At 46.0% G+C, this 26,508-nt stretch carries 36 protein-coding genes; 10 read left to right on the top strand and 26 right to left on the bottom strand.

What is annotated here, in order from left to right:
- Positions 1-23 precede the first annotated feature (23 nt).
- The 4 genes from LF822_RS09515 (at position 24) to LF822_RS09500 (ending at position 1,069) form a co-directional block, all read left to right on the top strand.
- Positions 24-317, top strand: a complete 294-nt coding sequence (locus tag LF822_RS09515) for a hypothetical protein (RefSeq protein ID WP_253923798.1) — start codon at positions 24-26, stop codon at positions 315-317.
- Between the two features lie 91 nt (positions 318-408).
- Positions 409-573: a hypothetical protein gene (locus tag LF822_RS09510; RefSeq protein WP_253923797.1), complete on the top strand. Its 165-nt coding sequence runs from the start codon at positions 409-411 to the stop codon at positions 571-573.
- A 36-nt stretch (positions 574-609) separates the two neighbouring features.
- Entirely contained in the window at positions 610-780 is a 171-nt protein-coding gene (locus LF822_RS09505; RefSeq protein ID WP_253923796.1) for a hypothetical protein, read from the top strand.
- Positions 781-793: 13 nt separating this feature from the next.
- Entirely contained in the window at positions 794-1,069 is a 276-nt protein-coding gene (locus LF822_RS09500) for a hypothetical protein (RefSeq protein WP_253923795.1), read from the top strand.
- Positions 1,070-1,110: 41 nt separating this feature from the next.
- On the opposite strand, the gene LF822_RS09495 is transcribed toward LF822_RS09500, so the two are convergent.
- Together LF822_RS09495 and LF822_RS09490 are read right to left on the bottom strand one after the other, a co-directional pair.
- Positions 1,111-3,495, bottom strand: coding sequence for an immune inhibitor A domain-containing protein (locus LF822_RS09495; protein WP_371925869.1), 2,385 nt, complete (start codon positions 3,493-3,495; stop codon positions 1,111-1,113).
- 210 nt (positions 3,496-3,705) lie between these two features.
- Positions 3,706-4,644, bottom strand: coding sequence for an LCP family glycopolymer transferase (locus LF822_RS09490; RefSeq protein WP_253923794.1), 939 nt, complete (start codon positions 4,642-4,644; stop codon positions 3,706-3,708).
- Positions 4,645-4,898: 254 nt separating this feature from the next.
- Between LF822_RS09490 and LF822_RS09485 the strand changes: the two genes are divergently transcribed.
- Complete coding sequence (locus LF822_RS09485) at positions 4,899-5,546, top strand: YdeI/OmpD-associated family protein (RefSeq protein ID WP_253923793.1); 648 nt, start codon at positions 4,899-4,901, stop codon at positions 5,544-5,546.
- Between the two features lie 4 nt (positions 5,547-5,550).
- Here the strand turns inward: LF822_RS09485 and LF822_RS09480 are convergent, their stop codons facing one another.
- From LF822_RS09480 to LF822_RS09465, 4 genes are read right to left on the bottom strand one after another with little or no spacing between them, the layout of a single operon-like run.
- Positions 5,551-5,748, bottom strand: coding sequence for a hypothetical protein (locus tag LF822_RS09480; RefSeq protein WP_253923792.1), 198 nt, complete (start codon positions 5,746-5,748; stop codon positions 5,551-5,553).
- 30 nt (positions 5,749-5,778) lie between these two features.
- Positions 5,779-6,144: a hypothetical protein gene (locus LF822_RS09475; RefSeq protein WP_253923791.1), complete on the bottom strand. Its 366-nt coding sequence runs from the start codon at positions 6,142-6,144 to the stop codon at positions 5,779-5,781.
- Positions 6,141-6,743, bottom strand: a complete 603-nt coding sequence (locus LF822_RS09470; protein ID WP_253923790.1) for a class I SAM-dependent methyltransferase — start codon at positions 6,741-6,743, stop codon at positions 6,141-6,143. Before LF822_RS09470 ends, LF822_RS09475 begins: the two co-directional genes overlap by 4 nt.
- Positions 6,744-6,765: 22 nt before the next feature.
- Positions 6,766-6,942 (bottom strand): hypothetical protein, encoded by a 177-nt coding sequence (locus LF822_RS09465; RefSeq protein WP_253923789.1) that lies wholly within the window; start codon positions 6,940-6,942, stop codon positions 6,766-6,768.
- A 92-nt stretch (positions 6,943-7,034) separates the two neighbouring features.
- Here LF822_RS09465 and LF822_RS09460 point away from each other — a divergent pair, with 92 nt between their 5' ends.
- Positions 7,035-7,364, top strand: a complete 330-nt coding sequence (locus LF822_RS09460) for an ArsR/SmtB family transcription factor (protein WP_253923788.1) — start codon at positions 7,035-7,037, stop codon at positions 7,362-7,364.
- Between the two features lie 57 nt (positions 7,365-7,421).
- Positions 7,422-8,054, top strand: coding sequence for a LysE family translocator (locus LF822_RS09455; RefSeq protein ID WP_253923787.1), 633 nt, complete (start codon positions 7,422-7,424; stop codon positions 8,052-8,054).
- Between the two features lie 285 nt (positions 8,055-8,339).
- Here the strand turns inward: LF822_RS09455 and LF822_RS09450 are convergent, their stop codons facing one another.
- The 3 genes from LF822_RS09450 to LF822_RS09440 form a co-directional block, all read right to left on the bottom strand.
- On the bottom strand, positions 8,340-9,239 hold the full coding sequence (locus LF822_RS09450; protein WP_253923786.1) for a DMT family transporter: 900 nt from the start codon (positions 9,237-9,239) through the stop codon (positions 8,340-8,342).
- 108 nt (positions 9,240-9,347) lie between these two features.
- Positions 9,348-9,890 (bottom strand): GNAT family N-acetyltransferase, encoded by a 543-nt coding sequence (locus LF822_RS09445; protein ID WP_253923785.1) that lies wholly within the window; start codon positions 9,888-9,890, stop codon positions 9,348-9,350.
- A gap of 12 nt (positions 9,891-9,902) precedes the next feature.
- Positions 9,903-10,616, bottom strand: coding sequence for a sulfite exporter TauE/SafE family protein (locus LF822_RS09440; protein ID WP_253923784.1), 714 nt, complete (start codon positions 10,614-10,616; stop codon positions 9,903-9,905).
- 191 nt (positions 10,617-10,807) lie between these two features.
- Between LF822_RS09440 and LF822_RS09435 the strand changes: the two genes are divergently transcribed.
- Positions 10,808-11,731: a BMQ_0737 family morphogenetic spore coat protein gene (locus LF822_RS09435; RefSeq protein ID WP_371925867.1), complete on the top strand. Its 924-nt coding sequence runs from the start codon at positions 10,808-10,810 to the stop codon at positions 11,729-11,731.
- A 42-nt stretch (positions 11,732-11,773) separates the two neighbouring features.
- Here the strand turns inward: LF822_RS09435 and LF822_RS09430 are convergent, their stop codons facing one another.
- The 8 genes from LF822_RS09430 to LF822_RS09395 form a co-directional block, all read right to left on the bottom strand.
- Positions 11,774-12,478, bottom strand: a complete 705-nt coding sequence (locus LF822_RS09430; RefSeq protein ID WP_253923782.1) for a BclA C-terminal domain-containing protein — start codon at positions 12,476-12,478, stop codon at positions 11,774-11,776.
- 198 nt (positions 12,479-12,676) lie between these two features.
- Complete coding sequence (locus LF822_RS09425; protein WP_253923781.1) at positions 12,677-13,063, bottom strand: S-Ena type endospore appendage; 387 nt, start codon at positions 13,061-13,063, stop codon at positions 12,677-12,679.
- Between the two features lie 182 nt (positions 13,064-13,245).
- Positions 13,246-13,701 (bottom strand): BclA C-terminal domain-containing protein, encoded by a 456-nt coding sequence (locus tag LF822_RS09420; RefSeq protein WP_253923780.1) that lies wholly within the window; start codon positions 13,699-13,701, stop codon positions 13,246-13,248.
- 25 nt (positions 13,702-13,726) lie between these two features.
- Positions 13,727-14,071, bottom strand: coding sequence for a DUF3992 domain-containing protein (locus LF822_RS09415; RefSeq protein ID WP_253923779.1), 345 nt, complete (start codon positions 14,069-14,071; stop codon positions 13,727-13,729).
- 462 nt (positions 14,072-14,533) lie between these two features.
- Positions 14,534-15,307 carry an ABC transporter substrate-binding protein gene (locus LF822_RS09410; RefSeq protein WP_253923778.1) on the bottom strand — a complete coding sequence of 258 codons (774 nt, stop codon included), beginning with the start codon at positions 15,305-15,307 and terminating at the stop codon, positions 14,534-14,536.
- Between the two features lie 262 nt (positions 15,308-15,569).
- Positions 15,570-16,040: a thioesterase family protein gene (locus LF822_RS09405; protein ID WP_253923777.1), complete on the bottom strand. Its 471-nt coding sequence runs from the start codon at positions 16,038-16,040 to the stop codon at positions 15,570-15,572.
- Positions 16,041-16,053: 13 nt separating this feature from the next.
- A complete protein-coding gene (locus LF822_RS09400) occupies positions 16,054-16,998 on the bottom strand; it encodes a 3-hydroxyacyl-CoA dehydrogenase NAD-binding domain-containing protein (protein WP_253923776.1) in 945 nt (314 codons plus the stop codon).
- 2 nt (positions 16,999-17,000) lie between these two features.
- Positions 17,001-17,891 carry a beta-keto acid cleavage family enzyme gene (locus LF822_RS09395; RefSeq protein WP_253923775.1) on the bottom strand — a complete coding sequence of 297 codons (891 nt, stop codon included), beginning with the start codon at positions 17,889-17,891 and terminating at the stop codon, positions 17,001-17,003.
- Positions 17,892-18,231: 340 nt separating this feature from the next.
- On the opposite strand from LF822_RS09395, the gene LF822_RS09390 reads away from it, so the two are divergent.
- Together LF822_RS09390 and LF822_RS09385 are read left to right on the top strand one after the other, a co-directional pair.
- Positions 18,232-19,779 carry a BCCT family transporter gene (locus LF822_RS09390; RefSeq protein ID WP_253923774.1) on the top strand — a complete coding sequence of 516 codons (1,548 nt, stop codon included), beginning with the start codon at positions 18,232-18,234 and terminating at the stop codon, positions 19,777-19,779.
- Between the two features lie 21 nt (positions 19,780-19,800).
- Positions 19,801-20,202: a carboxymuconolactone decarboxylase family protein gene (locus LF822_RS09385; protein ID WP_253923773.1), complete on the top strand. Its 402-nt coding sequence runs from the start codon at positions 19,801-19,803 to the stop codon at positions 20,200-20,202.
- 346 nt (positions 20,203-20,548) lie between these two features.
- On the opposite strand, the gene LF822_RS09380 is transcribed toward LF822_RS09385, so the two are convergent.
- The 9 genes from LF822_RS09380 to LF822_RS09340 form a co-directional block, all read right to left on the bottom strand.
- Positions 20,549-21,094, bottom strand: coding sequence for a TetR/AcrR family transcriptional regulator (locus LF822_RS09380; protein WP_253923772.1), 546 nt, complete (start codon positions 21,092-21,094; stop codon positions 20,549-20,551).
- Positions 21,095-21,188: 94 nt separating this feature from the next.
- A complete protein-coding gene (locus LF822_RS09375; RefSeq protein WP_253923771.1) occupies positions 21,189-21,401 on the bottom strand; it encodes a hypothetical protein in 213 nt (70 codons plus the stop codon).
- Between the two features lie 160 nt (positions 21,402-21,561).
- Complete coding sequence (clpP, locus tag LF822_RS09370) at positions 21,562-22,146, bottom strand: ATP-dependent Clp endopeptidase proteolytic subunit ClpP (RefSeq protein WP_253923770.1); 585 nt, start codon at positions 22,144-22,146, stop codon at positions 21,562-21,564.
- A 24-nt stretch (positions 22,147-22,170) separates the two neighbouring features.
- Entirely contained in the window at positions 22,171-22,809 is a 639-nt protein-coding gene (locus LF822_RS09365; RefSeq protein ID WP_253923769.1) for a sigma factor-like helix-turn-helix DNA-binding protein, read from the bottom strand.
- 150 nt (positions 22,810-22,959) lie between these two features.
- Positions 22,960-23,229: a DinB family protein gene (locus tag LF822_RS09360; RefSeq protein ID WP_253923768.1), complete on the bottom strand. Its 270-nt coding sequence runs from the start codon at positions 23,227-23,229 to the stop codon at positions 22,960-22,962.
- Positions 23,217-23,804 carry a hypothetical protein gene (locus LF822_RS09355; RefSeq protein ID WP_253923767.1) on the bottom strand — a complete coding sequence of 196 codons (588 nt, stop codon included), beginning with the start codon at positions 23,802-23,804 and terminating at the stop codon, positions 23,217-23,219. The genes LF822_RS09360 and LF822_RS09355 overlap by 13 nt, the downstream gene beginning before the upstream one ends.
- Positions 23,805-23,816: 12 nt before the next feature.
- Positions 23,817-25,250, bottom strand: a complete 1,434-nt coding sequence (locus LF822_RS09350; protein WP_253923766.1) for a sodium:solute symporter family protein — start codon at positions 25,248-25,250, stop codon at positions 23,817-23,819.
- A complete protein-coding gene (locus LF822_RS09345) occupies positions 25,247-25,477 on the bottom strand; it encodes a hypothetical protein (RefSeq protein WP_253924248.1) in 231 nt (76 codons plus the stop codon). The genes LF822_RS09350 and LF822_RS09345 overlap by 4 nt, the downstream gene beginning before the upstream one ends.
- 15 nt (positions 25,478-25,492) lie before the next feature.
- Positions 25,493-26,437: an ornithine cyclodeaminase family protein gene (locus LF822_RS09340; RefSeq protein ID WP_253923765.1), complete on the bottom strand. Its 945-nt coding sequence runs from the start codon at positions 26,435-26,437 to the stop codon at positions 25,493-25,495.
- Positions 26,438-26,508: the final 71 nt, after the last annotated feature.

Genomic DNA, 26,508 nt, shown 5'->3' with positions numbered 1-26,508 from the left:
TCACACTAACAAAGGAGGGGAGAATGATCAACGTTTCCAAGTGGTTTAAAGAAGAAGATAATCGTAACGATACTGCCAATTTAATAATTGCGCCGATTACGGTCATTTCCGTCTACTTCATGTTAGATAGTCTGGACTATAGTTTCAGATGGAATATTTTACTTGCGATCTTTCTTTTAATAGGTATGGCCCTCTTATTCACTGGAGCAGGGAAACTCCTTAGGCGGATGCTGGGCGACCGAAATAAAGAGGTGAGTTCAGGTTATCTTTTTTTGATTTACTTCGTCTTCGTCCTTCTGCTTGTTTTCTTAGATTAATTGTTAGATTTAGTTTGGTTGAAACCATATCCTGATTGAAACGAATAGTTTTAACATGGGGGTTCTAACAATAATTCGGGAGTGAAACGTCATGAAAGAATGGTTGGAAAGTAAAAGAACAGTTATGCGGGCACGGAGGAAAGGAGACCTTTCGCCGGGAACATTCTTTGCGGACTTGCTCAGCTGGTTTCCTCAACTCCTTATCCTGCCGTTTCGGATCTTAATGTGGCTGTTCAAAGGTTTGCGAAACTGGTAGTGTTATAGTTAATTTAATATACGAAGGAGGTTTTCTATGATTTGGACAGTTAAAACGATGCTTTTAGGACTTTCTATTATGTTAGCAGCACTGCTGCTGCAGGGAGAAGGCGTACTAAATGGATTTCTGGTATTATTTATTGGGCTTATCGGTTTGATCATTACAGTCGTAGCGTTCTTTTCTGAGGGACGTACCAATAAGGCATGAAGGAGTTTTTTTGATGGAATGGAAGCTGCGAATTCCTATGATAATCTTCGTCTTTGGAATAATATCGGGCATTTATCAACTTTTTCCTTCCATTACGATATTTGAAAACAGCTATGTGTTACGAAGCGTGCAGTACATAGGCAGTCTTGCCATCGTGATTTTTCTATTGGAGTTAACGGGAATGCATGAGAAGAAAATTAGTGTGTTTTTCGGCATTACTCTTATTCTGAATGGATTCCTGTTTGATTTATTTACATCCCTTCCTTTGACATTATCTAGTTCCAAGTAAAGAAGCATGGAAGCTCCCCCGGCTCCCATGCTTCTTTCAATTTAATCCCTTTTTATCGAGACTTTCCCAACTGAGCGGTCCTTCGCTTCGCCAGTTACTTCTATTTTTAATCCGTGATCCGGAACATTCCGTCCGGCATCCGGCAGCGTTTTATTCGAGTAGTTCCTGCTGTCATCGAATTTTTTCACAAACTGCTTATTCTTATCTTCAATAGTACCTCCAAGGGAGTCACGGTAGTCAATGAACATTTTTTCATCATGCCGCAGACTGAATGCAGCGTCGTGGACCTGGAATCGTGTGGAAGCTGCCGTTCCGTCATCCCAGAAAATCCCCTTCTGATCCGCATCGACTACTCCTAAATAACCTTCCCCAGGGTGAAAACCTGTCCAGTTATCGCTGTAGGTGTTATCTGCATACCACATGACGAGTCCCGGGTCATAGGACATTAAGCTGGCTCCGCGGCGGATATTGCCGAGCCCTTCATCCACCCCCTGATGGTTCCGCCATTCCAGCAGATAATAATTCTCCGAGGTTTTAATGCCGGTATCTTTTGTAAACCCGTTCAGCGTCACTTTAGGGTCTCCTTCTGCATCATCAAAAAGCAGGTCCGTGTCTGCTCCTTCAGCCGTGACGAGAATGTCGTCCACGTACAATCCGGGCTGACTGACGGCTACATCCGTCCAGTAGTTAATCATCACTTCTATATTCTTCCCGGCATAGTCACTTAAATCAAACTCAGCGTCGACCCAGCCGCCAGATTTACCAGTGATGCCGTGACCCGGGTTTTGCTCATTTGGGTCTGTATCTGTCGTAATGTTTCCGGAAACTGCATTCCACTCATCTGATTCTGACTCTCTCACTTTTACAGATCCATAATCCCAATCCGTCTCGATGTCGTACCAGGCTTTAAATTTAAGTTCTCCTGCTGAAGCGTTCGTAAGGTCGACATTAAATTCAGCCGCGTGATCCAGTTCATCGCCGCTGCCGCTGAAATATTGGTACTTCCCGCTGTACGGCGTATTTATGACGGTTTTTTTATCCGGAAGATTAATACGCATCGCATCTAAATTGGTGCCCTTCGTATTGGCCTGATCAAGCAGAACCTCCATCCCTTTTTTATCAATGTCCTCGAGATCTACTTCATCATACTTCAGCCAGTTGCCGCCGTGAGCCGCCTGCAGGTATTCCTTCGACCAGGCGCTGAATCCGGTCGGCTCAGTTCCCGGTATGTCACCGGCCCAGCTGCCGCTCGACATGATCGACCAGTAGGCTACCGGCTCCCCTTCGCCTGAATACTGCGTGTCGTACTCGTCGGGAAGTCCGAGATCGTGGGCATACTCATGAGCGAAAACGCCGGCAGCTCCATCGGCTGGTTCGATTGTGTAATCATAAGCGGCCATACCACCACCCCAGTAATCTACCTCTGCTTCCGGTGATCCTGGAATTCCATATACACCGCCCAGGTTCCAGCGGTGCGACCATATCGCATCCCCCTCTAACTGCCCGCCGCCGGCCTCTTCTCCAACACCGGAATGAACGACCATGAGGTGATCAACCAGGCCGTCCGGTTCGCGGTAATCACCGTCCCCATCGAGGTCATAACGATCTTCCTGGTCAAATTGTGATAAATCCAGGTCAGGATCAGCTGCCGCTGCCGCTAATGCTTCTTTGACAAGGGAGCGTGGGTCTTTGTCACTTCCATCCGGGGCAGGGACGTTGGCTCCATAATGCGCAGCTGGATGTTCGGCTTCATACCAGCCGGCGACCTCCCCTTCCACGGTGTACGCTCCGTTTGTCTGCTCTTCATAGAACTGCTTCATCGATACGAGGTTCTCTCCGCCAGGACCCTCATATCCGTCATCTCCAAAAATCATGTCCTCATAGTGTTCTTTTACATATTCGTCATAATACATATCCGTATCCTCGGACTTAATTTGATCCGCTTGGAAGTCCGGGAATTCCACTAACAGCACGAGTACGTTATCTGTCCGGACATCGCCGTCATACTCTTCCTCCACTACGGAATCCATGTTTTTCTTTCCTTTTTTCGATTTATCTTTGGCTTTATTTTTATTATCATTTTTAAGCTTTTCCTTAACGTCTTCTTCAAGCTTCAGTTCTTCCTCATTTAATTCGCCGTCGTCCTCCATCTCTTTAAGAGCCTCTGATTTCTTTTTCAAAAATTCCTCCAGGCCCTGTTCAGCTTCTTCAGCCGAAGCATTCTCATCAATCTCTCCGTTCTTCTTCAGCATTTCGATAAGCCGCTCTTCGTTGGCCACAGCCAGGTCAAAAGGACCTTGTCCATGCACATGTTCTTTCACTTTTGCTGAGTCGGCAGCCGTTACACTTGAAGCTGGTACTGCTGTAAATAACCCTAAGCTCATTGCAGCAATCATCGCCATTGACAAAACCCTGTTCACCTTCAACCTTCCACTCTCCCGTTATGTATATTTTCACAACGTCTTAACTATATGTCACTTTCAGAAAATTGAGAATCATACCTTTGACTTATTGTTTCTTCCTTATATTACAAATAATTCCTGTGTTTTTAGGGAATCTATTTGATCTGACAAAATAGGCGGTGGAGAGCGATATAAAAAAGCCAGCCCCTTTGAAAAAGGACTGACTTGTATACGTTAAGATGTTTCTGCATAGTCTTGAATCATTTGATGCACCTTCTGTACTTCTCCATCAGGAACGAGCAAATACCAGGTGTCCCCGATATAGGTTCCATCCCCTTCTACTTGATACGTGTCGATGTTTTTCCGTGCTGCTCGATAATCGGTCGCCAGCGTCCTCATATCTGAAAATTGCATGTTCGTGCTGACGTTGTCCCCGAGCACCTGCAGAATATCATTGAACTTGTTGACGCCGCTGAAGCTTGCGCCCTCACTAATCACGCCTTCAATGACCTGGCGCTGTCTTTCATTACGGCCGGCGTCTCCCTGCGGATCATCCTTACGCATTCTTACGTAAGCCAACGCTTCACGTCCATCTAAGTGCTGCTCCCCTTCAGGAAACGAGTAGCTGCCATTATCGAAAGCAAACTCGTTATCAACCGTCACACCATCAACCGCATTGACCAGCTGCTGCAGGCCTTCCATATTCACGCGGGAGAAATAATCTATCTCTATATCGAGGAAATTCTCTACCGTATCGACCGCCATATCACTGCCGCCGAATGCATACGAGTGATTAATCTTATCAACGGTCCCATGCCCGATAATATCCGTACGTGTATCCCGTGGAACACTCACCATCTGCATCTTCTCATTATTCGGATCAAGCGTTAATACGATCATTGTATCCGAGCGGCCGCGGTCATTTTCCCGTTCATCGACCCCAAGCAGCAGAATATTAAGAGGCTCCTGATCCTCTACCTTCTTCTTCGTCACATCATTATCAATCGAATCTACTGTTTCATGCACATCTTCATCCACTGTACTCTTCACACTATTATAGGCTGTGTATAGTACAGATCCCCCCACGACAACAAATAAAGCCAATATGAAAAGCGAAACCTTCCACCAGCGGCCCTTCTTCCTCTTTATTCTTTTTCTTTCTCTTCTATTCATTTTTATTATGTACCTCCAAAAACTGTGTTTTCTCTAATTTCTAGTATAGCGTAAATTGACGAAATCTGTAAGACAATAGATGGAAATTTTTTTATGGGCGGATTAAGAGGGGTTATGGGAGGAAATTTGAATTTATGGGCACGATGGCTGGGTTTACGGGCGAAAAAGTGGATTTATGGGCGCTTTCTGATAATTTATGGGCGGAATACAAGATTCTGTTATAATTTTACTATCAAAATAAAGGAGCATCTTCCATGACGATTATCGATAAGTTAAAACTCAGCCGGTACACCCATATGGCCGTCCTTAACGATCCTGCCGATTATAACCTGTTTACAGACTATCCGCCCACGCTCTCAACTCAGCACGACGCCATTTTTATTTTTATTGAAACAGTCGAAGATATGAAGCGGCATGCAGACCATATCATTAACAACAACCTTCTGCTGGAAAATGGCTACCTATTTTTCGCTTATCCGAAAAAAGGCAACAAACGCTTCAGCACGTACGTTCACCGCGATGAAATCTTTCCTTCTTTAAAGGTTGGGGAAGACGGATACATGGAAGGAAGTGACGTGAAGTTCTCCCGCATGGTCAGCATGGATGAGGTGTTTACTGTGGTCGGATTAAAGCGGCAGAAGAAAAAGGCAGGTAAGTCGTCGGCTGCGAGCCAGTGTATAGCAGATTACGAGAATCAGGTGGAAGATGTGAAAGCACTTCTCGCTGAACATCCAAACGAGCTGGCTTTCTATGAAAAACTGACGCCCGGCTATCAGAAAGACTGGGCGCGTCAGATTTTCTCAGCTAAGCAGGAGAAGACGCGGGAGAAGCGCCGCCAGCAGATGGTAGAAGTGCTTGGCCAGGGATATAAAACACTGGATTTGTACCGGAGGAAGACGTAAAAATTCAAGCCCCCGGGACCTGATTTTCTCCAAAAAACAAAACGTGAAAAATGACCGGAAGGACGAGAACCGCTTCCCTGTAAACCTGGCCGCTTTCTATCTCTATCTCATATTGATCTCCCGGTGCTGCCCATTCTTTTGCATGAGTGGACCATTTCTTTTTATAAAAACGGCCAATCAGCTTGCCGTCACGGGCGGTCACCTGCAGGCAATCTCCCATTCTGTCCCCGGTCTACACGGCTTCCTCCTCTTCCTGCTTATTAAGCAACACCAGCTCAAACTGGAGGCGGGATCTATTTTTCAATGTATACAGCTTCTTTCGCTCCTTCGTGTAAATATGAAAAGAAGCCGCAGCTCCGTCTTCTTTTTCAAAATAAACGACCGGCAAGTCCTGCGGATCAACCAACTGGTAATAGTGGCTGTACCATGTACTGAACCGCAGCAGGTGCAGCAGACGGGATAAGAGTGTTCTTCTCCCTATACGGTTCCCTTTCACTTCACCTATTTGCTCGCCTTCTCTATTATAATAATACATTGTGTTGCCGAACCCGACTGCTTGTTTAATAGTAAGGCGGGAACTCGTCAGCAATTCTATCAAGGTTTCTCCGCCACCACTTGAATGACATGGCCAAGTCCTGTATGGCGGTCTCCCTCATGACGCACCGCCTCGCCATAATAGAAATGAAGCATTTTCCATTTCTTCAACCAGCCGAGCATATCAGCAGGATCATACAGCAAATCACAGGAAGGCGGGCCGCCGGTACCATATTCCAGCTGCTCTTCAGAATACACCTCAAGCATGATAACGCCGCCCGGCTTAACGGCATTCAGCATATTCTCAATTAAAAACGACTGCCCCTCCTTCGGCACGTGACCAAACACCATCACCGCCGCATCATGCTCAGCCTCTCCCGCACGCTCCTTCGTTAAATCGAGCTGCACCGGCGTCACTTCAACTCCATGTCTGGCAGCAAGCTCCACCATTTTATCCAGCCCGACCTGTGACTGATCGTAGGCTGTGACTTCATGTCCGCGTCCCGCCAAATAAACGGCATTCCGCCCTTCTCCTTCTGCGAAGCAAGCGACCCTAGCCCTTTCAGGCAGGACCTCCGCATGCTCACCAACAAACTGGTTAACCTTAGTGCCGTACACAAATCCATCTCCCGAAAAACGTTGGTCCCATTGACTTTCCGACATTTTTTCCAACTCCTTTATTTAGCTATTTACGATGTTGACGCCGGCCGCCGAACAACCGCAGCATCAGGCTGTATACAAGCGTGAAAAAGAAAGCCTGAATGAGGTTGACGCCCCAGCTGACGCTGTCGAACCGGATATAATCGATCAGGGCGCCTAATGCAAATACTAATAGAAATAGAATGATCAACTTCTTCCGCAATCCATCCCCTCCCGTTTCCTAACTGCTGTCTTTAGTGTAGCAGACATTTGAGAAAGTTGACTTTTATATTGTTCCCAATTATAATTCGAAACATGTCGAACTATAATAATATTAACTTACAAGAGTATAGTGATAGGTTTAAAGCTTTATCCAACCCTCACCGGTTAAACATTTTTCTTTACCTGGCCAAAAATTGTTACCCAGGCGAATTAAGTACAGAGAAAGAAATGCGGATGACAGTGGGAGAATTAGGGGAAGGATTAGGTATCGTGCCCTCGACGGTTTCTCATCATTTAAAAGAACTGCGAAATGCCGGGCTGATCAGAATGGAGCGTAAAGGTAAGAACATTGAATGCTGGGTGGAGCCGCGTTCAGTAGATGGTTTAATCGAATTTTTCATCGATGCAAAAGGAGGCGAATAATTTTTTGATTAATAGTTCGATTGTTTTCGAAATATAGAATTGAGAGGATGAGTAAGAATGCTGAAATTACTGCTGAGTGGATTTTTTATAGGATTTGCTTCTTCCCCGACCTGCCCGAGCAATGGAGAAGAAATTAAACATGGGACAAAGTATGGGTTCTTCTCTTCCTTAATGGTAGGATTAGGGGCTGTATTTGGCGATGCTGTGGTGCTTGCGGCCATTTTGCTATGGCTGATGCCGCTCATCAACGAGAATTCGCTTGTGATCACACTGCTCTGGCTGGTCGGCGGAGGCGTTCTCCTCTATGTAGCTATGGGGATTTTTAAAGAAATGAAAACTGTGGAAAGTGTAGGAACAGCAAGTAACGAGTCTGCCGCTTTACCAGGAAATCATTTCTTAAAAGCATTCTGGACGGGAGCAGTCATAACGACATTTAATCCTTTTACATTTCTATGGTGGGTTGGGTTATTGACGCCTATGATGGGGTCGGAAAATGATCTTCACCTTAGCTATCCTCTTGCTGTGATTGGAGGGGCTCTAGCCTGGTTTGTGCTGCTAGCTTGCTTACTTCATTTAGGGGAGAGATGGTTAACGAGAAAGCGCAGACAAGTCGTGTTATTCGTAAGCGGATCCTCCGTTTTATTTTACAGCGTGTATTTCTTTATTCAATTTGCCAGGGAGGTCATTTAAAAAAGGAGTTCCTTGTTTATCCGCAAGCTTTTTTTCTTGCCGCCAGGAGCGGATGCCCTTCCGCAGACGAGCGCCCGAGCTTCCTCGCGAAACAAAAAAAACCAGGTTCCCCTCATGCCATGCATGAGGGACAGGATCTTTATTTTTATCAGCGTTTTTTGCATTTTATCCGAGGTTTTCTATTTATATCGGCGCTTTTTTAAATATATCTGCGAAAATCAAGTTATATCCGCGATTCAATGTACTAGCTTTCTCAACACCCTGAGAAGTTCAGCAGACTGATGGTTAAGCCGTTTTTCTCAGAGGAACGCCCTGTTTTTTGCCAAGGCCGTTCACTACCACTACGCCTAATATCGCGACTCCTCCGCCAATGAGTGAAAGCGTACTCGGCCATTCCTGCAGCCAGACCCAGGCCACGAAGATGGCTACGACAGGTTCTAAGTACATCATGCTGGAAACCGTGCTCGCGTTCCCGATCGAGAGTGCTGTTGCCCAAGTGACGTAAGCGACTCCTGCTGGGAATATGCCTACGTAAAGCGCGGATAAATTAGCCTCTACAGTTGCGCCTGCGACAGATTCCCATACGCCCGGGGCGAATAAAAGAAAAGGAAGCGTGCCCGCCCATGTAAAGTAGGCTGTAAGCTCAAGCGGCCGGTAGCGGACCAATAAAGGCTTTTGAAAAACAAAGAAAATGGATGTCGCTACAGCTGCCATCAGGACGAGCAGGGCTCCTTCTGAAATTGTGAAGGTACTGCCTGAGGAGCCGAGCGTAATAAGCAGAATGCCGCTGAATCCGACGCCGAGACCGGCCCAGCCGAAGAAGCCCAGACGTTCTTTTAAAAACAGGACGGCAATGAGAGCTGTAAAGATGGGCGCAGAGCCGATCAGCATGCCAGCCGTTCCTGCTGAAACCGTGATTTCTCCAAAGGTGACTCCTATATGATAGACGGTGATACCCATCCAGCCGAGCAGGCAGATTGTAAGCAGATCCTTCCTGCGGGGGAGCTGAAAGCGAATTCCCGGCCACAGGGCCAGTAAAAGAAAGACAGCAGAAGCGATTAAATACCGTACAAGAACGAGGTGGCCTGCTGTATAACCGCCGTGAAGACTGGCGCGTATCCCGGCAAACGTCGATCCCCAGATGATAATGGTGGTTAAGGCTAACATCATAGCTTTTGCGTTCATGTGATCTCCCCCTTGCCGCTTTCATACATTAGTGTATAAAAGCAACCTTTTACCTTCCATCTTAGAGGGTGTGTACTAGAAAAACAAGGGAAATTCAGGAATTTTTCGTTAAGAATCTTCAGGGTTGATGAGAGCAAGCACTTGATGGTCCTCCCACCTTCCATTAATCTTCACATTTTGTCTGGCAATTCCTTCTTTATGAAAGCCAGCTTTTTCAAGAACACGTATGGACCCCTCATTATGAGGCATGACGCCCGCTTCAATCCGGTGCAGCTTCAGGAATTCGAATGCATACGCAACGAGCAGCTGAGCCGCTTCCGTCGTAAACCCCTGTCCATTGTGCGCCTTATCTAAAAAGTAGCCGATAAAGGCACTTTGCAAAGCACCCCGCATCACTTGAAAAAGACTGATCGTTCCGATAAGCCTGTCTTTCTCCACAGTAAAGATGCCAAAGTTATACTGCTGATCTTCCAAAGCGGCTTTAGCATATTGCCTGATCTTTTCTACCTGAGCATCCATGGTATAATAGTGGTCGCGCCGCTCCATTGAGAATTGCTCAAAGAACGTACGGTTTGTCCTCTGCAAGCGCAAAAGAGCAGAAGCATCCTCCACCTCAAAAGGTCTTAAATAAATCCTATTCCCTTCTATCATTAATAAACCTCCTTAAAGATTCTCAACGAGCAAATAAAGACCTGTAAATAACAAAATCACATAAGTAAATAGACGAAACAGACCGGGGCTGATCCAGCGAAATAACAGCTGCCCGGCATACATCCCGGCAAATACGAGCGGCAGCGCAAATGCGCTCCACAGCCAAATGGTCGCACTCGTCCCCGCGAACGTCACTTGAATGAGCAGGCTCACTAAATAAATGAACAAATAGAAAGCAAGCGTCGTCGCACGCAGCGTCTCTTTCTTCGTCTCCGTTCCTGAAAAATAAAGCAGAAGCGGCGGGCCCGGCATCCCGATGCTCGTCGTTAACATACCGGAGATCCCGCCCGCTCCCAGGTCCCGTTTCTTCGTCCGGGTCAGGCGGAGTTTAAAAATCAACAAAACCGTCAGGAGTAGAATGATGACACTGACCCCAAGCTTCAGCTTCACGATATCAATCCATAGAAACACAGCCATGCCGATTGGCAGACCTGCTGCACTGCTGATCGTAAAGCGTTGAACGATGCCGAAATCGATATCTTTATAAATTTTACGGATTAAAGCAAGGGATATAAACAGCGATAGAATTAAATTGATCTGGATCGCTTCTCTTGGTTCAAAAAGCAGCAATAAAAAAGGCGTGGCCAAAATTGAGAAGCCAAACCCTGTACTCGTCTGCAGAACGGAAGCAACGATGATGATTGCGGTAAATAATACGATATCCAATGAACTCCAACCTTTTCTTAATTAATTCCATCCCATCTTAATCATACCTTATATATGCCTTAAGCATTCTTTTTCTCTCCTATACATTCGAATTAATAATGAATACCCATTAATTTTCCAATTCACAACCTTAGGCTGATGTACATAGTATTTATAAAAGATAAACGGACTGTAAAGAGAGGCGTATAATAGTGACAAATGAAATAGAAGAAAAATCCCATTGCATTAATATCCCTGTAGTATATGACTGGGTCAATCAAAGTGAAAAGATAGAATTATGCAAGGATATATGCTTTCCAATTCCTTCAAAAAAGAAAATAGAGGATTGTCTCTGTATAAATTTTAAATCAAACTGTGCCAATAATGGACCCTCCGTTATTTGGAAGAGTATCGGCATGAAACCTTCTGCTGCTACATTTTCAATCACTCACTCAGGAACTTGTGAATTATTAGATATATATGTGAATGAAGAAAGAATGACTTCTGTTTTACCGGGACATACGTTTAATGCCACTGTAGCAGCTCTTCATACGATCGCTGTCCAATGCAGTCAAAACTGCTCAGGAGGGGAATGCTTCGGAAAACTAAATATCAAAGTGCATTTCTTATTAAAATGTGGAGAAGACGGCTCCTTAGATAATAAATCTTTTATTTGTTTTCTTTCAGACAAAGACGGAAACCAACAGGACGTCCATGATACAAATGTCTTGTCATATAAGGAATTATGTAAAAAGTCAGGTAGAGATACGATCCCATTCCATCTTCCAGAAGGTGGAAATTTAACATTGTATAAATCAGACCTGGAAGTTAAAGGCTACCTTACTCTAAAGGTTTTCGAGGATGATGGAACGCTATGTACAAAGGTTACTTTTCCTTTCTCATGCTTAACTCCCATTTACCTTTATGCTCCTGATGGTACGAATTTAAAGGTCCAACTATCTGATTTTTCCTGTGAGTCTTTTGTTTCTATTTCCCGTAAAAACTGCAGTCACTGCTTGACAATTAACATTTGCATTCATTTATGCTTAAGTATCCAATCTATAGCCTACAGCAAAGTGACTGTTACAGGTGCTGCTTGTAAACCACGACTAGAAAGTAGATTCAACTGCAAATAAAGAAATAAACAGACTCTAAAAATAGAATCTGTTTATCATAGTTTAAGCTGTATCATCATCAATTCTAATGATTGCTAATCCAGCTCCTTGACCTGATTGAAGAGTAGCCGCTCCTAACAATCCAAATAATTCTAATGTCACTGTATCTCCAGCATCTAGATTTATTATAACTTCAGCTCCAAGGCTGCTTACGGTTAAGACGGGACTTCTCTCAGATGCTTCTAGAGGCGTTCCATTTATTAATAGTCGAGCACCTATTAGCAAGCCAGCAGTAAAATTCACATTATAAGAAATATAGTAACGGCCAACTAAAGGCACGGTAAACACGGTATCAGTACCATCAACCGTGATATTCACTAAATTTTGAGCATCTGGTAATGGTACAGGAGTACCTCCAAGAACTACAGCAATTAGCGTTTCAGAAGTATTCGCCGCAAAGGCAGAAGTTTCTGTAACCACTGGACCTGCTGGACCTTCTGGACCTGCTGGACCCTCCGGACCTGCTGGACCCTCCGGACCTGTTGGACCCTCTGGACCTGTTGGACCCTCTGGACCTGCTGGACCCTCTGGACCTGCTGGACCCTCTGGACCTGCTGGACCCTCTGGACCTGCTGGACCCTCTGGACCTGTTGGACCCTCTGGACCTGCTGGACCCTCTGGACCTGCTGGGCCTGCTGGACCTGCTGGACCTCTTGGCCCCCTTATGCAATCGCCACAATCATCATTATTAAACCTTATACCTGACAATTTATATCACCTCTTTTAATAATTTCTTTCTATATGATCTTTGTTTGTAAAGTCTAAAAATGTAAGGGACACGGACGGTAGTTTATAACTTGATATCGCTAATAGGGCATGGATCATTTAACTAACCTATTGAATAAGCACCGCAAATGCAAGATATTTATATACTACAACCTGCCACTATTCAGTCCCCTATTCCAATCAGTCAGTTTCACAATTTACTTGATAACGAGGACTTACACAGAACTGGCCGGATGCAATATCGCCGACTTCCCCAGATAATACACTAACTTCGATACTAGTGAAGGTTGTGGCAGTGAATCCTACACTACTCCCTTCATATACGACTATTGGAGTGCCTACTTGTATACCGCCGTTATAAAATCTAAAAGTCACAAATTCAGGCTGCCCTTCATCATAAGATAAATATCCAGAAGCAACTACATTCACTCCGGAAACCATATAAACATCTTGGTCATTTCCTTGAGGGACACTCCATGCACTGCAAACTCTATCTCTGACAAATTCGCATGAAATTGAATCGTTAATCCCGCCTGAACATAGGTTGTTACAACAACCTTTTCCCATTTAAATACACCACCCTACCTTAAAAAAATCTTTTGTATAATACTATTTCTATTAATTTTTCAATTTTTTGTAACGGCTTAAAACCTATTAGACTTATATTTTTTGAAATGAAAAAAGTATGAAAATTATATGAAGCTTGCCCGTGGTTCCTATATAATGCATTTTTCTAAAGCTCTTAGCTATTAAGATAACCGAATCAAAGTTAACGCGGCTCCGGTAGCCCCTCCTCCTACCAGGATTATGGTGGCTACCAATCCAAATAATTGTAATGAGATAGTGTCACCTGCATTAAAGTAGGCTATAAGATCGTTATTATAACTTGAGGCAGACACAGCGGGAGATAGAACGGAACCCGGAAGCGGCGCACCATTTCTAACTAACCTTGTATTACCTAACAATCCTAACGTAGTATTCACTTGATAGGTAACATAATAACGACCTTCTTCCGGTATCGTAAATGTAGTATTCGAACCATTGACAGAAAATCCGTCTAAGCTTTGATTATTAGGCAGGGGAATATTAGAGCCTCCCAATAAGACTAAAACAGTACTTCCTACTGTATTAGAGGCATACATAGAATTAGTGGTAGCACATTCAGGTTCAGAAGAGTGGTTACAAAAATGAATTCTTGCACACATTCATATACCTACTTTCTCTCATCCTTTAAAACTTGTAATTCAATGAAAATGAAATTTTAACACTAGAAGAACCTGTTCCTTCCCCCACTACACCTATAGAATTAATATCATTTAAAGTTATCGACCTGCACTCTCCTGGAGCTAATACAAACCCCGCCACCGCAGTATCATCCACATAAAGCTCTACGGTAGGGGAAGTATCGGTTGTTCCATTGTTTTCCATCATTATTGTTCCATTAATAACAAAGTCCGTGGCATCTTCCCATATAGTCACAGGTGTTTCACCTGTATCCTCCAAATTTATCGTGCAGCACACCGAATCATTTACAGCATTCAGTGAATTAGAGCTGCAAAAGCCTAATTGGGCCAAATTTCACCCCTCCTTCCCTACTATCATCTTATGAAAACCGAAGGATAAGGTTTGGTTGTTTGTTACTATATCCCCAATTAAATCTTCCTGCATAGAACTTAAGAAAGAGTATTTATTGCAAAAAAGAGGTGAGTTAGGTGAGGGAGAGTCTTCTTCGGTCGGTCAAATTCCAGGAGACTCCTGCGGAAAAACGGGCGATCCGAGACCCCGCAGTGGGGTTTTCACGAGGAGGCTCGGGCGTTCGTCCGCGGAAAGCGAGTGGTATTTGTCCGCACGGGTGCACAAAAAAGCTTGTAGTAAAACACAGGGTTTCTCTACAAGCTGAAAGCTCAGTATTAAAAATACTGAGCTTAGTAAATTTCCTTTATATAATTTCCAAATAAAAATCTACACTTTATTCCCTTGCTTTCTCCCAATCGGCAATCGCGTCTTCCTCAACGTCATATCATCACTTAAATACTGCTAGATATTTGAACCTAAATCATCGCCCCAGCCAATCGCCTCTTCATTTGTTGCATATTCATAGATTTCTCTCGAGACAGGATCTGAGATTTCGAAAGCTTCAAAACCTTCGTATGCCGGGATGAAATTAAAGTCATTGATAACGGCGTCTTTTCCTTCCTCAGATGTATACATCCAATCGATAAAGTCTTTGGAAGCTTGAACGACCTCGTCATCATTGTTGTCATTGACACCCCAGTAGTTCGGAATCCCGACAGGCATCTTTCCTTCCTGCCCCTCTACCGGAATCGGAAGAATGCCCATATTGTTCTCCGCGAACTCAGGATCCATTTGTTCAACAGACGGGTAAATCCAGTTGCCCTGCTGAATGATTGCTGCTTCTCCCAGTGAGAAGTACTCTTCAACCTGCTGAGAATAATCCAGGCTCAGCGATGGCTGAATGGAATAATCATTCTGCAAATCGACCATACGCTTCAGCTCTTCTCCTCTTTCAAAGCTGACCGTGTCTGCGTTGAAGGCGTCTAACACGTTCTGATCAAATTCTGAAGCGATGAAGGCATTAGACAGATGGTTACCCGGCACCCACTGTTCTTTCGCAGGAAACGTGAAGACTTCTTCGATCCCGAGGTCACTCTTCTGGGAATCCAGCTCTTCGACGGCACTCTCTAATTCTTCATAGGTTGTAATTTCTTCAGCGTTAATTCCTGCTTCCTTGAATACTTCTTTATTGTAGATAAGGCCATACTCTTCTTGATTAAAAGGCAGCCCTTGCACCTTATAGCTTCACGCGCATGCTGCAGCATCCTAAGCTGACTACCATTAGCCGATCGACGCCGTCGGTAAAAACCTGTGCTCGTCCATCATAGATCAGATTGAAGAAGAAGGAGCGGAGACCCCGCGGAACACCGTGCTGGATGTGAAGCTTGTGGAAGGTGAAACGACGTAAAAGAAGGCATACAAAAAGCTCAAAGTCCTTATGACAGGCTCCTTTAAGTAAGGGGAAGCATATCAAGGACTCTGAGCTTTTTTTCTATCATTATTTTCTTCGAATCCCGATCACCCGTCCGGCTTGTTTCGGCTGCTCCTGTTCTGCGTGCTCCTCATAAACACCCTGAATGGCTGCCGCTGCGGATTCCGGAAAAGGGGCGCCGCGTCCTTCGTTCTGATCAATGCCCATCAGCATTTCTTCGAGGGTTGCGGCAAGCTCACCTTGTTCGTTCTGCATGGACAAAAACAAATGAATGCGCTTCGCGTCATAATCAAGAACCTGCGCTGTAATCTCAAATGCCGCGCCTTCTTTCAATTCCTGCAGGTAACACGTATGCGTTTCTAAAGTGAAAACCGTGTAATCCCACTCACTGCGTGCATTTTCATCAAGCCCGATGTAGTCGATAAAGGCATCGGTTGCCTGACTGAAGGCCCGGTTGTATTCAGCGTCGTTCATATGACCGTTGTAATCGACCCACTCTTTCGGGACAGAGTGTTGAAATGAAAAGGATCTCTGCATCATCGTTCCTCCTTTATACTTCTGTTTTTTTCTGCTCTTGCGGCCAATATTCCTGAACTAAATCGTACAGGCGGATTAAAAATTCGTTACGGTTTTGATCAAGCTCTGACATCGTCAGGCCGTTGGACTGCTGCTCACATCCTGATACCACTTTATCATAAAGCTCGTCTGTAAGCTCAGGGGCTTCAAGCTTCGTCCATGGCTTTTTCAATGCGGGGCCGAACTGCTTCAGCATATGGCGCATGCCGCCTTCCCCGCCTGCTAAATGGAAGGTTAAGAAAGGACCGTACTGGGCATAGCGAAGCCCTGCTCCGTGCGTAAAGGCTTTGTCAACTTCTTCCGTTGTCGCAATTCCTTCATTGACGATGTGAAGGGACTCTCTCCAGATGGCTTCAATCAGACGATCAGCTATGTGCCCTTCAATTTCATTGCGGACGAGCAGTGCACTCATCTGCAGACCTTCATAATAGGAATGAGCTTTTTCAACGTTCTCAGCGGTTGTCTGTCTGCCTGGCACGATTTCCACCAGCGGCAGGATATAAACCGGATGGAATGGGTGAGCGACGACAAAGCGCTCTGGATGCTGCAGGTTCGCCTGCAGTTCTGACGGCATAATGCCTGACGTGCTTGATCCAATCAGTGCATCCGGCTTCGCATTCTGATCAATGCTCTGCAGCACCGTCTGCTTCAATTCTTCAATTTCCGGTACATTTTCCTGAATGAAATCTGCGTCTTTCACGGCATCAGCCAGCTCACCTTCAAATGTTAACCGTTCTTTGGAAGCTCCCTCTGCAAGTCCGAGCGCTTCGACGTAAGGCCAGGCGTGATCGACGGCTTGGCGCATACGTTCTTCGGCTCCCTGCGCAGGATCTGTTGCCACGACATCATGGCCCTGCGCAAGCATACGGACAATCCATCCGTTCCCGATAACTCCTGTTCCAACTACTGCCATTTTCATAATTATTTGCCTCCCCGCGGGTTTCGTAGATTGAGATATTCGCGTGCTTCTTGTGGGGTCATCGGTTCTAAATCCAGACCACGAAGCATCGTTACAGCTTTATCAACGAGCTGTTCGTTAGTCGCAGGCACACCTTTTGACAGGTAAATATTGTCTTCAAGACCGACACGGATGTTTCCACCGAGAAGGGCGGTTTGAGACGCAATCGGCATTTGCATACGGCCGATGCCAAAAGCTGACCAGTGGGCGTTTTCCGGGAGACGGTTCTTCATATATAAAAGCGTCTCCGCGTCAGCGGCCGCTCCCCACGGGATTCCGAGACAGAACTGAAACATCGGATCTCCGTCAATCAAGCCTTCCTTCACTAATTGATTGGCAAAGCGGAGGTGGCCGGTATCAAAGCACTCAAGCTCAGGCTTTACACCGCTCTCCTGAATCATTTTCGCCTGATCGCGAAGCCAGTCTGTCGGACTCATATAGATCATATCGCCGAAGTTTGTGCTTCCGCAGTCGAGCGTACACATCTCAGGCAGAAGCTCTCCGACCGGCTCATGACGCTCTGCCGGCGTTTGAATATCTGTTCCGTCTCCGCCCGCGGCCGGAGTATTTAAGCTCGGGATAAAATCCCCGCCTCCTCCAGAAGTAATGTTAATAATGACATCCGTTTCGGATTCACGGATGCGGTCTACAATTTCACGGTAGTGCTCGAGATCATGGCTGATCCCGCCTGTTTTAGGATCACGTGCATGGACATGGGCTACTGTAGCCCCGGCTTTCGCCGATTCAATCGCTGAATCCGCAATTTCCTTCGGTGTCACAGGTACATTTGGGTTCTTTTCTATCGTGTCTCCTGCCCCTGTAACGGCAGAAGTAAGCAATACTTTATTTTTCATTCAAAAGATCCTCCTTTGAATTTATAATTATTTTTTAACGGTACAAAGTATACCAACCAGACTGTTCATTTTCAACCCCCTTTTAAATGATTGTGCTGTAAGTCACATCCAAAAGCTGCTCTTCCCCTTCTCTGAAAGGTTTAAAGACCTAACCCCTATTAGAAACTACATGATTAGCGTCAAAATCCGTGATAAAAGTCTTGTAAATCTGTATATCTTCTATATATTCATATATCCTCTAATTTGCTGACCAATCTGAACTTTGAAAGAAAACCGTCTGGATTGTACATTTTAAAACGTAAAGAAAAAACAATATATATGAAAAAAGGAGGATTCAATCATGAGGAATCAACTCATGGATTGGAAAACGTTCTGGGGAGCGCTATCGCTGTTAATCTGCGTCTCACTGCCCCTGATCATTTTCCCTGAACGAGGAAAAGAGGTTGTACTGGCAGCCAATGATATAGTGACACAAAAGTTAGGATTCTTGTTTTTATCTATAGGTTTAATCATGCTGCTGTTTCTGCTGTTTGTCGGCGTAAGCCGCTACGGCGATATTAAACTGGGAGATAAGGAGACGAAGCCCGAATTTAAAACGTGGTCGTGGGCAGCCATGCTGTTTACAAGCGGAATCGGGACCGGAATTCTTTACTGGGGCGTTATTGAATGGGCCTACTATTATGAAGGACCCCCATTCGGACACGAACCCGGTTCCAAGGAAGCCATTCAATGGGCATCCACCTACGGATTCTTCCATTGGGGACCGATTGCCTGGGCAATGTTCGCCATTCCAGCCCTTCCCATCGGCTACATGTTTTTCGTGAAAAAGACGGACGTATTTAAAATCAGTGAAGCCTGCCGTCCGGTCCTCGGAAAATATACCGACGGACCGATTGGCAGAATCGTAGACGTACTGTTTATGTTTGGATTATTAGGAGGCGGCGGTACAGGTCTGGCGCTGTCAGCTCCGATCATTTCTGCGGGTCTGAACCACCTGGTCGGCATGCCGGACACCATCGTGACGAAATCAATAATTTTACTTTTCTGTACGATGATCTTCGGATTCAGCGCGTATTCTGGACTGCAAAAAGGAATTCGCCTGCTCAGTGATATTAACCTGTGGCTTGCATTCGTCCTGCTAATCTTTATTTTTGCTGTCGGACCGACCACCTTCATCATGGAATCGACAGGAACAGCTCTCGGCCGGATGATGGATAACTTCTTCACGATGAGCCTGTGGGCCGAACCATTTAATGACCTCGGACCATTCGAGCGTTCCGGATTTCCAGAAGGATGGACCGTGTTCTACTGGGCCTGGTGGATTGTTTACGCCCCATTTGTCGGCTTATTTATCGCCCGTATTTCGAAAGGACGCACAATCCGGCAGATCGTGTTCGGAACGATTCTATTTGGAAGCTTAGGAACGATCCTGTTCTTCGGTATTCTAGGAAACTATTCCATGCACCTGGAACTTACCGGCCAGTTCCCTGTCGTGGAAACGATGAACCAGCAGGGGGATGCAGCAGCCATTATCGGTACGTTGACACAACTGCCGTTCTCCACGTTTGCCATTATCGTATTCGTACTGCTTGCGGTTATTTTCCTATCCACGACGTATGATTCTGGTTCCTATGTGATTGCCTCCGTTGTACAAAAACGCGTGGAAGAAGAGCCGCTTCGCTGGAACCGTTTATTCTGGGCACTCACCCTGTCCGTGCTGCCGATGATCTTTATGTATCTCGGCGGACTGACCACCCTGCAGACGATCAGTATTGTCGGAGGTTTTCCACTGCTCCTCATCCTCCCAATGCTTGGCTGGTCATTTATTAAGCTTGTCAATCAGGATAGAGAAGCAGAGGAAGCAAAAGAAGACCGAAATGTATCCTGACAACAAAGGAGAGACACCAAGATGAACCGTTATGACAAAGGATTGAAAACATTACAGGAATACACCGATCCAGATAAAGGCACGAACCATTTTGAATTGATGAAAGGGCTGGAGGATCTTGCGCCAGATATCGGCAAATACATTATCGAATTTGCCTACGGCGATATTTACAGCCGGAAGGGATTAAGCAGCAAAGACCGCACGCTGACTGTGCTTTCCAGCCTGATCACACAGGGATCCGGCAGTCTTCCCCAGCTGGAGCTGCACATTAACACAGCGTTAAATGCAGGCTGGGCAGAAGAGGAGATCGTCGAAGCGATGGTCCAGCTGATTCCATACGTCGGCTTTCCGACTGTGATCAATGCGGTAAAGCAGGCACAGAAGGTGTTCGCTGAGCGGGCGAAACAGCCGGCCCACGTATAAAAGTAAAGTCACCCGGTCCTGTTAAGGATCGGGTGACTTTTTTCTGCTTTATCATTGTATGATCAAGTGGAAAGGGTTTTAGGAAACAACTCGCTTTCCAGCCCTCCGGGGTCACACCTGATTCGTCTCTCCCTTAGGAGTCTCGCTGTTTCCTAAAACCCTTTTTCCATAATAGAGCACTAAATCAAGCGGAGTCTAAGACTTCCTTCAAAAAGTCTCCATCCTTCAATGGTTCCGTGAGCCACTTTTGATTAAAAGGAACGGAAAAAGTGACGACTCCAGCGGGATGAACAGATAGGAGAGGCCCCGGAGATCACAGATCGAGGTGCCTTTCCTCTTTTTTTGGCTATGAGTTGTTCTGATACGTCTGTTCCGTTAAGCGCTCCAGCACTTTTTTACGAAGGCTTGGATTGAGCGGACCCAGACCAAAAATTTCCGACAGCCATAATCCATCGACCGCCAGGCGGAGAATCGTCGCATCGACTTGATCCATTCCGTCGTGCTCAATGTGATTCTGCCAGTCGGCATATGTATCCTGTAAAGGCTTCAACAGCTTGGGATTCATTCCCTGAGCCGCCAGCATGCCCGCACTGATCGTTTCATTTTCCACACTTTTCGCATGCATGACATTAATGAACGACCGCGCCCATTTGCCGGTATCCTCAGCCTCTTTCCCTACAAGCTCTTCCACATTCTGACGATAGATTTCATTCATATGCTGCACGAGACCTTCTACTAACGCCTCTTTCGTTGAAAAGTGATACAGGAGACCGCCCTTACTGACTTCGGCACGTTTAGCCGTGGCATCTAATGTCAGTGCATCACTGCCCTGTTCTTTTACAATTAAAGCGGCAGCTTCTAAAATTTTATGCCGTTTCGATTCTCTTGGCATGGCCCTTCCCTCATTTACAAAGTCAATTTTTCTTCATGTTATCAGTCGCAGGGGTTTTTTTCAATTTAAGCTGCCGTCTTTTTAACGAGGGACGTTACCCTGTAATGGAACTCCAGAGGTGAAGAAAGAGAAGGGGAAGGCCGACTGCCGTAACCAGCCCTGCAGTTGACGATACGAGGATGTATTTATGAAGCTTAACTTGAGTAATTTCTCCTTTTTCATAAGCCGCTTTAAATAATTTAATGAATTGAAATACAGTGACCATGACGATAACAGCTAAGAACCCACTGGTAATCATGATTTCCATCCTAATCCGCCCCTTTATATGTAAAAAATTTACTTAATCCAATTATAGCACAAAAATAAAGGAGTAAACGCTCTGGAACGAATAAGCAGAACGGTTTGCTGGAATTTTATCTTCTCCTTCATAAACAGAAAAAGGAGCAGACCGCCTGCTCCTTTTCTGCTTACTGTTTATTCTTGATGATATCGTCCACTATGCCGTAATCCTTCGCTTCCGCCGCACTCATAAAGTAATCACGGTCGGTGTCTTCGGCGACTTTCTTAATCGGCTGGCCCGTTTTCTCTGAAATGATTTCATTGATGTGCTGCCGCAGCTTGATAATCCGCTTCGCCGAAATCTCAAGATCCGTCGCCTGCCCTCTGGCGCCTCCGAGGGGCTGGTGGATCATGATTTCGCTGTTTGGCAAAGCGTAGCGTTTCCCTTTAGCTCCTGATAAAAGAATCATCGCACCAAACGATGCGGCCATGCCGGTACAGATCGTCTGCACGTCAGGCTTAATATACTGCATCGTATCCAGAATTGAGAACCCGGCTGACGTGGAACCGCCCGGACTGTTAATGTACAGGGAAATGTCTTTTTCCGAATCATCGGCGGCAAGAAACAACAGCTGCGCAACAATACTATTGGCCATATGATCATTAATTTCCTCACTCACCATGACAATCCGGTCTTTCAATAATCGTGAGTAAATATCATAGGAGCGTTCGCCCTTGCTCGTTTGTTCCACCACATAAGGTATACTGTTCATTTTTCTTCCTCCCCTATCTATTCGTCAGGCTGCTAATGAGAGGACCGGAGTTGAACCTGGAGCTGATGGGACAAGGGCTGGAATCGATTGGATGAGAATGGAAGGATCCTGGTCGGTTAAAGAGGTAATCAGAATCTGGCAGACTTTTTCATGATATTCACGTGTCCATAAGGCTTCAGGCGTCTGGACATGAGCCAGCATTTTTAACCGGGTACGCGCCCGGTTCAGTAAACCCTTCACCGCTGTTTCGGACATGTCTAAATAGGCAGCAATCTCGGAATTTTTATACTGAAACGCTTCTTTAAGAACGAAGGAAATAAGTTGTTTCGGCGTAAGACGAGTGATCAATTGCTCAATTGCGTCCCCGCCGATTTCTTGATGGCCTTCTGCTTCCTGCTCTATTGAGGTACGTAACCCAATAGATTCCTTTTCCTTTTTACGCACTTGATCGATCCATAAATGGTAAGCGATCTTCTTAAGCAGCGCAGGACGCATGCCGTTTTTTATCCCATACTTGTTTACCGCTTTCAGAATGGCTTCCTGGGCAATATCCTCTCCATCCCAGCGATCCTTCGTAAGAAAAAGGCAATAACGACTCAGCTTTTCCCACGTCTCATCAAAAGTATCCTTCTCTGTCTCATTACGATTCCAGCTTCTTTCCACCATCATCCCTCCTTTAATCCTCTCACTTCTATAACGTCGGCCTGAGTTAAAAAGATACGGGTCAGGAAAATTTTTATACGGATGAACAGGAAATGTAAGAAAAAGCACCACAAATGTCAGAAAAACCAGGCAGAATGTCAGAATTTATTTTTATGGCAGCACGAGATCGGTATCGACGGGTTCGTACCCTAAGCGGCGGGCTATCGAGACGATCTGGCCTTTATGGTGGAATTCATGAGTGATCGTGTGAGTCATCAGCCAGAGCACGGAAAGCTCAATCTCGTTCTCCTGCCAGGATACTGTCCCTTTTATTTTAGTCTCGGGGGCTTCTTCATATTCATCGAGAAACTGTGCGGCGAATTTTAATATTAGTAAAAAAACACCCTGCCCTACAGACAGAGTGCCATTTACAACAGCCATTTCCCGCTTCTCCACAGCTTACTCAAATACTCCTCGGACTCCCCGGTATTCGCGTTAATGATGAACCTTTCCTTAAGAATTCGAGAATCCACCTCGACCTTCCACAGAGGCAGGTAGGCAAGAAAGAGCTCTTCTAACTGGTATCGCGGCTTCTTTAATACGTAACTGCGATTAATTTGGTTCTGCTGGATATCAGGGATGTAGGTGTCTTTAGCTTGCTGCTTCGTAATCTGAGCCATGGCTGCTTCACCGTGTTCTAATGTAATCTCATTCATGACCGGAATGCTTGAAAAAAGTCCGCGATAGCCGGAAACCGCGTCGATGAACACCATGTTGGGCTTTTTACGCGGGGGAAAGGGTTTTCGGTCAGCAATGACAAGCAGTTTAGCGGTCCACATCGGGTGGTAGAGCCGTTTGGCGTATGTGATATGTCTTTTAATATAAGCAGTGTCAATGTTTCGGTTCACTTTCCCTTGAACGCCGAGAGATTTGTAGATGATGTGAGGCAAGTCTTCTTCGTTTATCCCTCCGCCTGTTCCAATCAGACGGAGGTTTTTATTTTTCAATGTTTCCATAGAGCTCATCCTTTAATCAATATGCGTGTGATAACGGTCCACTTCTCGCTGCATCGCGTCCGAAGGCGGTGATGTCATTAAGCTGACGACAATCATAAGGGCCGCAGAGACAGGGGCAGCAACGATCGGTTCAGCCACGAGGGCGAACGGCAGAGCGGCCATGATAATAAAAGCGATCGAGCCGCCGATCATGCCGGCTAAGGCTCCTGCCATGTTCGCCCGTTTCCACCAGATGCCGAGCACGATGGGAAAGCCGAAAGCCGACAGCATGGCGCCGCTGACCCAGCCGACCATAATGGCGATCAGCTGGGGCGGGTCAATGGCAAAATAAATGCCGACGAGACTGGCTAGAATCATGACGACAAAACCAATTCGGGTGACCGATTTTTCTGAAGCGTTTTTATTAATATAGCCTTTATATAGGTCGTGTGCGACACCGGCGGATACCGCGAGCAGCATGGCATCGGCAGAGGACATGATGGCTGCCAGAAGGCCGGCAAGCATTACGCCTGCAAGGATCGGCGGCATGTAATGTTCAATAACGGAAATAAAAATCATGTCCTGATTATCAAGAGTATCGATAATGTCCAGACTCGCTCCAGCCGAGGCAATGATCGCCCCGAAGATAAAGACGGACAAATAAAGAATACATGCGCCAAGTGCGGAACGGCGGGCAGTCCTGGCATCACGGGAAGCGAAATTACGCATAACCGCGGAGGGCGATACGACGCCAAACCAAAGGAAAGCAAGAAACAGCCCAAAATAGGACCTCCATGGCTGCGTAACTTCACCGAATGCAGGGTCGACCGCAAGTGCATCCTGTATGAGCGTACCGACGCCTTCGTGATCAGCTAAAATAATAACCGATAGAATAAGCATACCGATGACCATCACCGCCCCCTGAATAAGGTCGGTATATGTAATCGCCCACATGCCGCCCAATGCAGCGTACAGAGTAAAGCCAATACCCAGGAAAATTACTGCAGTTGTGTATTCGATCCCCAGCACATAAGATCCGATTAACCCTGACGCCGTCAGCTGCGGCACCATGTAGAACGTCATGCTGAGGACAACGATGACAGCAGCGACAATCTGCACAGGCTTCCCAAAGCGGATCTTGAAAAATTCCGGCATCGTTTTTACCCCGGAACGGCGGATCTGACCCGCGATCAGAAAGAGCGCAAAGGACGGAATCGCGACAGCACCGAAACCATAGGCAAACAAAAACGGGATCCCGAGCGCCACACCTGACCCAACCGCGCCCATCAGGGAACTGGAGCTGGCTACGGCGGCAAACAGGGCGAAGGAACCTACAAAACTGTTAATGTTGCGCCCTGCTGTCCAGTAATCACCCTCTGAAGAGTGGGCTCTACGGGCAAAGTAGATGCCGATGAGAGTCATCCCAATTAAGTAAATCGCTAATATGGAGGTTTCCATGCCTTTCATCGTTTATCACTCTCCCCGTCCGGTTGTTTTTCAATTTTTTCAATCCATATCACATAGAGGAAGGTTAACAGCAGCCACACGAAGAAGCAGAAGAACATCAGCCATCCGGCTAACGAGATGCCCATCCAGTACACCTCTGTCGGCCACCAGATCCAGACGATCGCTGAAATAACGACGAGAGCGATGACCATAATAATGCCGGGATCCTTCCACTTTGATTTTGTCATTTGCTTCACAGCTCTTCATCCTCTCTTAGCGGATTTTTCATATAAAGCTTTCGTTACGACTAAATCAAAAATCGCCGCTCCAACTGACTTAAAGATAATAGACTGCTCTTCTGGCTGAGGAGGGCGGTGCTGGCGTTCGATAATTTCTTTGAGAGACAGCGTTTGTTCAGGATCCACGCCGAGCTCGCGGGCGCGGATCATATCGCCCGATTCACGAAAAGCACTCGGGGCGTCGACATACACTTGATCAACCTGCTGCAGCACGCTGTCAGGGATTTCCTGCATCGCCGGGCGGAACGAGCCGACACCGACAATTTGCTTTCCTTTATAGCTTACAGGGTCAAGCTCAGGGAGCACAGGTTTTTCTGAAATCGTTGTCGTAACGATAATATCTGATTGACGTACGACATTCTCAAGCGAAGCTTTTTCAATATGTAAGCCTGGAAATGCGTGACGCGCTTTTTTAATAAAGGCCTCAAGCTTGTCCTGACTGCGGTTATACACATGAACCGTTTGGATCGACCGGACGGCACAGGCCGACTGGAGGTGGCTCCACCCCTGCGTCCCCGTCCCGATAATGCCGAGGGAGGAAGCCTTTTGTTTAGCTAAGTATTTCATTCCGAGCCCGCCAAGCGCTCCTGTGCGAAGTGCGGTAATCGGTACAGCATCACACATAAGCAGCGGCTCCATCGTCTTTCGGCTGTACAGCACCATCAGGCCGTGGATCGTCGGTTTGCCAAGCGAAGTGTTTTCCGGGGCAACGCCGACGAGCTTCGTTGCGTAGTAATCGCCGTAGTAGGAAGGCATCAACAAACTCGTATTGGCGCCATCCTCGATATGCATGCGGTCCGGCATGATCATATCGCCCTGGCTGTCGTCTAAATAGAATTGTTCAATAGAACGGATCGTCTCTTCCATCGTGAGAAAATCGTTTACTTCATCTGCAGATAGAACATTCATTTAAGCTCTCCTTTGTAAATATTAAAGCTATACTAACACAATTTTCTGATTTGTAAAAATTGTTAAAATAA

This window comes from Halobacillus sp. A5 (assembly GCF_024189315.1).
Lineage (GTDB): Bacteria > Bacillota > Bacilli > Bacillales > Halobacillaceae > Halobacillus_A.
This window is presented reverse-complemented; position numbering and strand designations above follow the sequence as displayed.

Bases quoted from the DNA above. Each gene is read 5' to 3' on its own strand.
- LF822_RS09515 (WP_253923798.1), top strand. From the start codon at position 24: ATGATCAACGTTTCCAAGTGGTTTAAAGAAGAAGATAATCGTAACGAT.
- LF822_RS09510 (WP_253923797.1), top strand. From the start codon at position 409: ATGAAAGAATGGTTGGAAAGTAAAAGAACAGTTATGCGGGCACGGAGG.
- LF822_RS09505 (WP_253923796.1), top strand. From the start codon at position 610: ATGATTTGGACAGTTAAAACGATGCTTTTAGGACTTTCTATTATGTTA.
- LF822_RS09500 (WP_253923795.1), top strand. From the start codon at position 794: ATGGAATGGAAGCTGCGAATTCCTATGATAATCTTCGTCTTTGGAATA.
- LF822_RS09490 (WP_253923794.1), bottom strand. From the start codon at position 4,644: ATGAATAGAAGAGAAAGAAAAAGAATAAAGAGGAAGAAGGGCCGCTGG.
- LF822_RS09485 (WP_253923793.1), top strand. From the start codon at position 4,899: ATGACGATTATCGATAAGTTAAAACTCAGCCGGTACACCCATATGGCC.
- LF822_RS09470 (WP_253923790.1), bottom strand. From the start codon at position 6,743: ATGTCGGAAAGTCAATGGGACCAACGTTTTTCGGGAGATGGATTTGTG.
- LF822_RS09460 (WP_253923788.1), top strand. From the start codon at position 7,035: ATGTCGAACTATAATAATATTAACTTACAAGAGTATAGTGATAGGTTT.
- LF822_RS09455 (WP_253923787.1), top strand. From the start codon at position 7,422: ATGCTGAAATTACTGCTGAGTGGATTTTTTATAGGATTTGCTTCTTCC.
- LF822_RS09450 (WP_253923786.1), bottom strand. From the start codon at position 9,239: ATGAACGCAAAAGCTATGATGTTAGCCTTAACCACCATTATCATCTGG.
- LF822_RS09445 (WP_253923785.1), bottom strand. From the start codon at position 9,890: ATGATAGAAGGGAATAGGATTTATTTAAGACCTTTTGAGGTGGAGGAT.
- LF822_RS09425 (WP_253923781.1), bottom strand. From the start codon at position 13,063: ATGGGAAAAGGTTGTTGTAACAACCTATGTTCAGGCGGGATTAACGAT.
- LF822_RS09420 (WP_253923780.1), bottom strand. From the start codon at position 13,701: ATGTGTGCAAGAATTCATTTTTGTAACCACTCTTCTGAACCTGAATGT.
- LF822_RS09405 (WP_253923777.1), bottom strand. From the start codon at position 16,040: ATGCAGAGATCCTTTTCATTTCAACACTCTGTCCCGAAAGAGTGGGTC.
- LF822_RS09400 (WP_253923776.1), bottom strand. From the start codon at position 16,998: ATGAAAATGGCAGTAGTTGGAACAGGAGTTATCGGGAACGGATGGATT.
- LF822_RS09395 (WP_253923775.1), bottom strand. From the start codon at position 17,891: ATGAAAAATAAAGTATTGCTTACTTCTGCCGTTACAGGGGCAGGAGAC.
- LF822_RS09390 (WP_253923774.1), top strand. From the start codon at position 18,232: ATGAGGAATCAACTCATGGATTGGAAAACGTTCTGGGGAGCGCTATCG.
- LF822_RS09385 (WP_253923773.1), top strand. From the start codon at position 19,801: ATGAACCGTTATGACAAAGGATTGAAAACATTACAGGAATACACCGAT.
- LF822_RS09380 (WP_253923772.1), bottom strand. From the start codon at position 21,094: ATGCCAAGAGAATCGAAACGGCATAAAATTTTAGAAGCTGCCGCTTTA.
- LF822_RS09375 (WP_253923771.1), bottom strand. From the start codon at position 21,401: ATGGAAATCATGATTACCAGTGGGTTCTTAGCTGTTATCGTCATGGTC.
- clpP (WP_253923770.1), bottom strand. From the start codon at position 22,146: ATGAACAGTATACCTTATGTGGTGGAACAAACGAGCAAGGGCGAACGC.
- LF822_RS09360 (WP_253923768.1), bottom strand. From the start codon at position 23,229: ATGGCTGTTGTAAATGGCACTCTGTCTGTAGGGCAGGGTGTTTTTTTA.
- LF822_RS09355 (WP_253923767.1), bottom strand. From the start codon at position 23,804: ATGGAAACATTGAAAAATAAAAACCTCCGTCTGATTGGAACAGGCGGA.
- LF822_RS09350 (WP_253923766.1), bottom strand. From the start codon at position 25,250: ATGAAAGGCATGGAAACCTCCATATTAGCGATTTACTTAATTGGGATG.
- LF822_RS09345 (WP_253924248.1), bottom strand. From the start codon at position 25,477: ATGACAAAATCAAAGTGGAAGGATCCCGGCATTATTATGGTCATCGCT.
- LF822_RS09340 (WP_253923765.1), bottom strand. From the start codon at position 26,437: ATGAATGTTCTATCTGCAGATGAAGTAAACGATTTTCTCACGATGGAA.